A 6,367-nucleotide genomic window follows, 5' to 3' on the forward strand; every position below is an offset into this window, starting at 1 on the left:
ATTTCAGAGCTTGAGCCTGGCGCGAATGTCATCGGGCGTAAAACCCTGTTCGCGCAAGGACACGAGCGCCGTATCCTTGCGGCTTTTGGACAGTTTCAGCCCGTCGTCGCCGAGAACCAGATCGTGATGGTGATAGTTCGGCTCGGGAAGGCCGAGCAGCTTCTGCAAAAGGCGGTGCACCGAGGTCGCATGAAACAGGTCGCGCCCGCGCACGACATGGGTGACGCCTTGCAGCGCATCGTCCACCACGACGGAAAGATGATAGCTGGTCGGCGTGTCCTTGCGCGCGATCACCACATCGCCCCAGCGGGTGGGATCGGCGGCAATATTCAGGCTCTCACCATCTGGATCCGCGCCGCTTTCGGTCCAGAACAAGGGGTCCCCCACGGCTGCAAGCGCCTTCTCCATGTCGAGCCGCCAGGCATAGGGCGCGCCAGAAACAATACGGTCGAGCCGCTCGTTTTCGCTCAACTCCCGCTCTCCCATGGGGTAAAGCGGCGTTCCGTCCGGGTCGGATGGCCATGCCTCTCCCTTGGCCAAAGCTTGTCCGATGCGTTCGCGTACCTCGCCGCGGCTGAGAAAGGCCGGATAGACGAGGCCCTTGTCGGCAAGTTTCGTGAGCGCATTGCGATATTCGCCAAAATGTTCCGACTGGCGGCGCACCGGCGTTTCCCATGTCAGCCCCAGCCAGCGGAGATCGTCATAGATGCCCTGTTCGAGCGCGGGCGTGCAGCGCGCCGTGTCGATATCTTCCATACGCAGGAGAAAACGCCCGCCGCTTTCCTTCGCCATGCGCGCATTGAGAAGAGCGGAATAGGCGTGACCGAGATGCAGTCGGCCATTGGGGCTTGGCGCGAAGCGAAAGACAGGTCGGGTCATGGTGGGTTGTCAGTGTCGGTTGCCAGGGTCGGTTGCCAGAGTCAGTTGAATGTCATCTGGTTGCATTGCTACGATGCGGGACCGAATAAGGAAAGGCCGAACCATGCGGCGAATAGACAGTCTGGACGACATTGCGGCGGGGCTTGAGGCGCTGGTGCTGTCCGATGAACGGCTTGCCGATATACGCAGCCGCTCCCACGCCGTGCCGCTGCGCCGTTCGCCGCCGGGTTTTGAAAGCCTTGCCTCGATCATCGTCGCGCAGCAGGTTTCGACCGCAAGTGCCGCCGCCATATGGGGCAGGCTGAAACAGGCGATCGATCCGCTGACGCCGGAAGCCTATATGGCGGGCGGCGAGGAGGCGTGGCGTCTGGCCGGCCTTTCGCGACCCAAACAAAGGACGCTGCTGGCGGTCAGCCAGGCATTGACGGAAGACCGCATCGACCTGCACGGGCTTTGCGACCTGCCCGCCGAGGAAGCCATCGCCGCGCTGACCGCTATAAAGGGCATCGGCCCGTGGACAGCGGAGGTCTATCTGCTGTTCGCCGCCGGTCACCCGGATGTGTTTCCGGCGGGCGATGTGGCTCTGCAGACGGCTGTCGGCCATGCCTTTTCGCATGAGACGCGGCCCGACGCGGCGGCCCTTCGGCTGCTGGCGCAGGACTGGGCGCCGTGGCGCGGCGTGGCGGCGCGTCTTTTCTGGGCTTATTATGCGGCGATCAAGGGGCGCGAGGCCGCTCCGCTCCTCTGACAATCTTGCGTGTTTCGCCGTCTCCAAATGCGTTTCCGCTTCACAATCCTGTCACGTGAGGATTACATTATCCGCATCGGCTGATGACGGTATTTCGATTCGCAGAAGCTTGATTCGTCTGCGTATTGCAGTCCGTCCTCATGAAGTCTGGAGCGTCGTTGCCGCGCCCGAAACATGGACGCGCGGCGCTCCGCTCAAGAGCGCAATTCCGCATGGAAAGCCATTCGCACTTTTCTTCCGGAATTGCCTGAAGGAGGTGCGCCTTGAATGTTGCCGTCTCTCCCCGGACCGTTTCGACGAGCGGCCTGCCCGCGCTGGTCCTCAATGCGGATTATCGCCCGCTCAGCTATTATCCCCTGTCGCTGTGGTCCTGGCAGGACGCGATCAAGGCGGTGTTCCTCGAACGCGTGAATATCGTGGCCGAATACGACCAGATCGTATCCTCGCCCTCGTTTTCCATGCGCGTTCCGAGCGTGATCTGCCTGAAGGATTATGTGAAGCCGCCGCGCTATCCCGCGTTCACGCGCTTCAATGTCTTCCTGCGCGACCGCTTCGAATGCCAGTATTGCGGCTCGCCGCACGACCTGACCTTCGATCACGTCATCCCGCGTTGCCATGGCGGCGAGACGACGTGGGAAAATGTGGTCGCCGCCTGCTCGCCATGCAATCTGCGCAAAGGGGGCCTGATGCCCGCTGCCGCCCATATGTGGCCGCGCCAGAAAGCCGTCATGCCGACCGTGCAGGACCTGCACAATAATGGCCGTCTTTTCCCGCCCAACCATCTCCACGATAGCTGGCTCGATTTCCTTTATTGGGATGTCGAACTGGAGCCTTAGCCCCCGCAGTTTTTCCCTTACTTTTCACCCTTTGCAAAAGCGCCGTAGTAGCCGATGGCTGCAAAGAGCAGGCTTGCGACCACGTTCCATCCGGCAAAGGACAGGCCGAGGAAATAACCCGGCGCGCTGTCACATGCGGGCGGACGCGTGGCGTTGAGGTCGCTCAGGAGATTGCCCGCATCGAGCGTGACCTTCATCGTCGCCGCGCTGCAATCGATCGGTCCCGGCCAGTATTTCAGCTCGACGCCCGTGTGGTAGACGGCAAGCGCCAGACCGTAGGTCATCAGAAGCGCGCCGATCAGGATCAGGCCGCGTGTCAGGATCGGCGGCCATTTCAACCCATAGGAAAGCCATGCGGCTGCCAGCACCGGGACGCCGATATAATAGGGGGTGCGTTGCTCAAGGCAGAGCTTGCACGGCATGAAACCCGCAAGATGCTCGAAACCGAGCGCGGTGCCGACGGTCGCGGCAAGTCCCACCGTCATGATGCCGGCAGTCCATGCCTGAATTTTGCCGGTCGGGTTGTTGAGCGCAAATGCCATATGCGTTTCCCTGACGTAACTCGTGAAGTGAACTTAGGTTGAAATGTTTGGTTGGTTCCAAACAAAAATTTTTGACTGTCTTGAGGCGACGATCAGGCGTGGAGATATTTTACCGCCACAAAAAGCCCGATCAGAACAATTGCCACGCAGCTTGCGATAAGACCCAGGCGTTTTTCGATGAATTCGCGGATCGGTTCGCCATAGCGGCGCAAGAGCCATGCCAGGAAATAGAACCGCGCGCCGCGCGCCGCGATGGCCGAGGCGATGAACAGCCAGATATTGACGCCCGCCGCACCCGACAGGATTGTCACGACCTTGATCGGCGGAAGATGCGCCAGCCCGGAGGTGATGAGCAGCAGCAAAATGGTGTCCGCGCTGGTCGTGCCGCGCAATTGCTCGAACGTGTCGAGCTTACCATACATTTCCAGAACCGGCTTCGCGATCTGCTCATAGGCATGATAGCCGATATACCAGCCCGCAATGCCGCCCAGAACCGAAGCTGCCGTCGCGATGAAGGCATAGCGCCATGCGCGTTCGGGCCGTGCGAGCGCCATGGGCAGGAACAGGACGTCGGCGGGCACGAGAAAGACCGAGCTTTCTATGAAGGCAATGATGGCAAGCCACCATTCGGCGGATTTTCTGGCGGCAAGCGAAATCGTCCAATCGTAAAGGCGGCGCAGCATGGAATGTCCGGATTTTGGCGGCGAAGAGCCGTTGTTGCGGTTGCACCGTCTATAATAAAGAAAGGCGGCGCAAACAATGCGCCATCCCCTTTTGCTTCATATATCGTTCAGCGCTTGTAGGCGCTGCAAATATATTTGGTTTCGAGATATTCCTCGATGCCGTATTTGGAGCCTTCGCGGCCAAGACCCGATTGCTTCACGCCGCCGAAGGGCGCGACTTCATTGGAAATGAGGCCGGTATTGTGGCCGACCATGCCATATTCGAGGCCTTCGCCGACCCGGATCGCGCGGCTGAAATTCTCCGTATAGAAGTAGGCCGCCAAACCGAAGATCGTGTCGTTCGCCATGGCGATGACTTCCTCTTCCGTGTCGAAGGCGAAGAGGGGCGCGAGAGGGCCGAAGGTTTCCTCTTTGGCCACGATCATGTCGGAGGTGACGCCCGTCAGCACGCCGGGTTCGAAGAACAGCCCGCCCAGTTCCTTGCCGCCGGTGATGAGCTTCGCGCCCTTCGAGACGGCGTCTTCTATATGGGCCTTGACCTTGGTGATGGCCTTTGGCTCGATCATCGGGCCGATGACCACGCCCGGTTCCGTGCCGTTGCCGACCTTGAGCGCTTTGACCTTGGCCGCAAGCTTTTCGGCGAATTTGTCATAGACGCCGCGCTGGACATAGATGCGGTTGGCGCAGACGCAGGTTTGCCCGGCATTGCGGTACTTGGAGATCATGGCGCCCTCGACAGCCGCGTCGAGATCGGCGTCGTCAAACACGATGAAGGGCGCGTTGCCGCCCAGTTCCAACGAGATGCGCTTGATGGTCGGCGCGCATTGCGCCATCAGCAGGCGACCGACCTGCGTCGAACCGGTGAAGGAGAGTTTACGCACCGTTTCGCTGCCGGTCAGTTCAGCGCCGATTTCCGTTGCCTTGCCGGTCACGATCTGGAGAACACCCGCTGGGATGCCGGCTTTTTCGGCCAGGACACCGAGCGCCAGCGCCGTCAGCGGCGTGAGGTCGGCGGGGCGAACGATCATGGTGCAGCCGGCGGCAAGGGCAGGTGCTGCCTTGCGGGTGATCATCGCTGCCGGAAAATTCCACGGTGTGATTGCCGCCGTCACGCCGACCGGCTGGCGGATGACCGTCAGGCGCTGGCCGTTCTGCGGGGCAGGGATGGTGTCGCCATAGACGCGCTTTGCCTCTTCCGCGAACCATTCGATGAAGGAGGCGGCATAAAGAACCTCGCCGCGCGCTTCCGCCAGCGGCTTGCCCTGTTCCGATGTCATGATGAGGGCGATATCGTCAGCATTGGCCACGATCAGCTCGAACCATTTGCGCAGGATGGCCGCGCGCTCCTTGGCGGTTTTGGCCGCCCATGCGGGGAAGGCCTTTGCCGAAGCATCGATGGTTTCCCTGATGGTGGCGGCCGACAGGGAGGGAACCGTGCCGACGACCGAGCCGTCGGCTGGATTGGTCACGTCGATGGTTGCGCCGTCGGCGGCGTCGATCCAGCGACCGTTCACGAGGCATTGCGATTTGAGCAGCGAGGCGTCTTTCAAGGCGAGCATAGCGATATTCCATTCCTCTTGCGCTAAGAGACTGTTCAGTATATTGAACGCATTACGATATATCGAATTAAACAGGCCGGGGTGATGAAAGTCAATCGGCCAAGGGGGTGCGCTGTGGTCATGAATAAAACGGAGACAGGGGTGGAGAGTTCCCGGAAACTGGTTCCCGCCGTCATGCGCGCGGCGCAGATACTGGACCGGATCGCGCGCGCGGCGCAGGGCGGCGGCACGATGGAGGAGCTCAAGCTTTCGGATCTCGCGCGCCAGACCGGCTTGCCCAAGAGTAGCGTGCACGGACTGTGCCAGACGCTGGTGCATCTGAAACTGCTGAAGCTCAATGGCGATGGCAGTTTTACCATGGGGCCGCAATCGGTGCGCTGGGCGAATGTGTTTCTGAGCGGCAGTGATATCGTCGATGCATTTCATGAGGCGGTTGCGGGGGCGGAAGGGCTGGGCGCTTACACCTTGACGCTGTCGCATCTGGAAGGACCGGAAGTCATCTATCTGTCGTGCCGCAATTCGACCGCCCCGCTCGGAATCACATTCCGCATCGGAATGCGCGTACCGGCGATCTTCACCGCGACCGGCAAAGCCATGCTGGCGGTCATGCCGCCGCAGGAACTGGCGCGCCATATGCCGTCCGACTGGCCGCAACCGATCACCCCGGCAAGCGTCGCCTCTCCCGATGCGCTTCAGGTCGAACTGGCGGAGGTGAGGGCGAGGGGCTATTCGGTCGATAATGGCCAGTTGCGTGAAGGCGTGTTCTGTATAGGCGCCGCGATCTGCGATCGACCGCACCATCCCGTCGCGGGGATCGCTCTTTCCATGATGGCTGCCGAGGCGCGTCCCGATATCATGCACCATATGGGCAGGCGTCTGCGCGCGCTCGCCGACGATGTGACCGAACGCATGGGATGGCTCGCCGTCTGAAACGCGAGAAAGCCGCTTTCGGATCGCTGCGTCGATGTCTCGACCTGTGGAAAGAAAAATCCTGATTTTTTGAAAAACTGCGTTGACAGTTTCGCTTGGCGGGGTCTATATGGCGCCACAACGAGGGCGGCGACGCTGCTAGCGGCAGGTTGCTTCGTCCTTGAGTTCTGGTGAAAGCGGTTGACTTTGG

Annotated in this window: 7 protein-coding genes; 3 read left to right on the forward strand and 4 right to left on the reverse strand. The window is 60.9% G+C overall.

Annotated elements, in window-relative coordinates:
* Positions 1-3: 3 nt before the first annotated feature.
* Positions 4-879: a tRNA glutamyl-Q(34) synthetase GluQRS gene (gene gluQRS, locus FHS76_RS20240; protein ID WP_183657317.1), complete on the reverse strand. Its 876-nt coding sequence runs from the start codon at positions 877-879 to the stop codon at positions 4-6.
* Between the two features lie 103 nt (positions 880-982).
* Between gluQRS and FHS76_RS20245 the strand changes: the two genes are divergently transcribed.
* Entirely contained in the window at positions 983-1,627 is a 645-nt protein-coding gene (locus FHS76_RS20245) for a DNA-3-methyladenine glycosylase family protein (protein WP_183657320.1), read from the forward strand.
* A 263-nt stretch (positions 1,628-1,890) separates the two neighbouring features.
* Positions 1,891-2,463: an HNH endonuclease gene (locus tag FHS76_RS20250; protein WP_183657323.1), complete on the forward strand. Its 573-nt coding sequence runs from the start codon at positions 1,891-1,893 to the stop codon at positions 2,461-2,463.
* Between the two features lie 17 nt (positions 2,464-2,480).
* On the opposite strand, the gene FHS76_RS20255 is transcribed toward FHS76_RS20250, so the two are convergent.
* From FHS76_RS20255 to FHS76_RS20265, 3 genes are all read right to left on the reverse strand, one after another.
* Complete coding sequence (locus tag FHS76_RS20255; protein WP_183657326.1) at positions 2,481-3,005, reverse strand: disulfide bond formation protein B; 525 nt, start codon at positions 3,003-3,005, stop codon at positions 2,481-2,483.
* Between the two features lie 92 nt (positions 3,006-3,097).
* Complete coding sequence (locus FHS76_RS20260) at positions 3,098-3,688, reverse strand: YqaA family protein (protein ID WP_183657329.1); 591 nt, start codon at positions 3,686-3,688, stop codon at positions 3,098-3,100.
* A 107-nt stretch (positions 3,689-3,795) separates the two neighbouring features.
* A complete protein-coding gene (locus FHS76_RS20265) occupies positions 3,796-5,247 on the reverse strand; it encodes an NAD-dependent succinate-semialdehyde dehydrogenase (protein ID WP_183657332.1) in 1,452 nt (483 codons plus the stop codon).
* 120 nt (positions 5,248-5,367) lie between these two features.
* On the opposite strand from FHS76_RS20265, the gene FHS76_RS20270 reads away from it, so the two are divergent.
* Complete coding sequence (locus FHS76_RS20270; protein WP_183657335.1) at positions 5,368-6,177, forward strand: IclR family transcriptional regulator; 810 nt, start codon at positions 5,368-5,370, stop codon at positions 6,175-6,177.
* Positions 6,178-6,367 lie beyond the last annotated feature (190 nt).

This window comes from Brucella daejeonensis (assembly GCF_014199265.1).
In the GTDB taxonomy this organism is placed as follows: Bacteria; Pseudomonadota; Alphaproteobacteria; order Rhizobiales; family Rhizobiaceae; genus Brucella; species Brucella daejeonensis.

Bases quoted from the DNA above. Each gene is read 5' to 3' on its own strand.
- gluQRS (WP_183657317.1), bottom strand. From the start codon at position 879: ATGACCCGACCTGTCTTTCGCTTCGCGCCAAGCCCCAATGGCCGACTG.
- FHS76_RS20245 (WP_183657320.1), top strand. From the start codon at position 983: ATGCGGCGAATAGACAGTCTGGACGACATTGCGGCGGGGCTTGAGGCG.
- FHS76_RS20255 (WP_183657326.1), bottom strand. From the start codon at position 3,005: ATGGCATTTGCGCTCAACAACCCGACCGGCAAAATTCAGGCATGGACT.
- FHS76_RS20260 (WP_183657329.1), bottom strand. From the start codon at position 3,688: ATGCTGCGCCGCCTTTACGATTGGACGATTTCGCTTGCCGCCAGAAAA.
- FHS76_RS20265 (WP_183657332.1), bottom strand. From the start codon at position 5,247: ATGCTCGCCTTGAAAGACGCCTCGCTGCTCAAATCGCAATGCCTCGTG.
- FHS76_RS20270 (WP_183657335.1), top strand. From the start codon at position 5,368: ATGAATAAAACGGAGACAGGGGTGGAGAGTTCCCGGAAACTGGTTCCC.